This window comes from Streptomyces polyasparticus (assembly GCF_014493765.1).
GTDB classification, from domain to species: domain Bacteria; phylum Actinomycetota; class Actinomycetes; order Streptomycetales; family Streptomycetaceae; genus Streptomyces; species Streptomyces polyasparticus.
Map to the genome: position 1 here is coordinate 1 of NZ_JACTVJ010000102.1, position 1,264 is coordinate 1,264.

Here is a 1,264-nt window from a genome sequence, read left to right on the forward strand (position 1 = left end):
GAAGTCCCCACGGCCCGGACAACGCACAACTCGCCTTCCAGGCACGGCTACCAGGGCCGATGCACCTCATTGTGTTACTGAGCTTGAACTCGTGGAGTCGTCAGGCTGAGGGATAGGCCGGTTCCAGTGAGGCATCCGTCGATGAGGTCGCTCCGGTATTGGATTGTGCGCAAGCCGCGCCTGACGGTCTGGATGAGGTGGTCGGGGCTGGTGAAGGCGACGTTGCTGAGCCAGCCGCGTCGCAGTAGCCCCCAGACGCCGACCGGGTTGAGATCCGGTGCATAGGAGGGGAGTTGGTGAACGGTCAGCCAGTCCCGGCCGGCGATCCAGCTGCGCAGCCGGGCATCGAGGTGGACGTTCAAGTTGTCCCAGACGAGCACGATCGGACCGCCGAGCTGCTGGTGAGCAACCTGCAGCAGGTCGCGGTAGTCGCTCCAGGCGAAGGACTTGCGGCCGTCACGGCGGCCGTCGTCGCGGCGGGGCCGATAGATCAGCCGGGAACGTTGACCAGGTTTGTAGCAGGTCAGGGCGGCGATCGAGACACGGCGACGGGAACGGCCACGGACGCGGATGACGGGGGTGCAGCCGCGGCGGGCCCAGGTGCGGGCGATCGGCGGCGTCATCGAGAACCCGGCCTCGTCCTCGAAGACGATCCAGGCGTCGAGCGCCGCCGCGGTGCTTCCACCAGCGGCCAGGTCTCCTTCACCCAGCCGGTGATCGCCGCATCGTCGCGCTCGAGGGCGCGTCTGGCCGGGATCTGGCAGGAAAACCCGTGCCGGATCAGCAGCTTGCGCACGCCCTGGACGGTGTAACTCTTATGGAAGCGTCGGCCGATCACTGTCTTGATCCGGGACAGTGTCCACCGCTGATCCGGCCAGCCGTGCGCGACCGGGCCCTTGGCCAACTCGCCTTCCAGCTGGGCGAACTGGGCCTCGCTCAAGCGAGGCGGCGACGCCGTCCCCGCCGAGCGCAAAGCCCGCGGGCCGCCATCGACCCAGACTCGCCGCCACCGCTGCACCGACCGAACACTGACCCGCAGATCCTTCGCGATCGCCGAGCTCGCATCACCCCGGGCAAACCGCTCAGCCGCCGCCAGCCGCAGCCCCTCGCGGAACTCCCGCCTCTCGTCCGTCAGCCCACCGCCCTGCGCGTACCTCATGACAACGGCGTACCGCGAGGATCAAGCCCACGGACGCTGACCGAGTCGATGGCACACCGCGACCAGTCGAGCTCACCGCGCGCGCCGAGCTCGTCCAGGACCAGG

General features: G+C 68.6%; 1 protein-coding gene and 1 pseudogene. Both read right to left on the reverse strand.

All coding sequences use genetic code 11. The features are described 5' to 3' along the window. Nucleotides 1-74: 74 nt before the first annotated feature. Nucleotides 75-1,159 (reverse strand): IS630 family transposase gene (locus H9Y04_RS48850; protein ID WP_438818230.1). Its coding sequence is split into 2 segments (ribosomal slippage): nt 75-706 and nt 706-1,159, totalling 1,086 coding nucleotides; the frame shifts between segments, so codons are not numbered across the junction. A 23-nt stretch (nt 1,160-1,182) separates the two neighbouring features. Next, a pseudogene (locus H9Y04_RS45645) lies at nt 1,183-1,264 on the reverse strand (IS5/IS1182 family transposase); the annotation flags it as partial.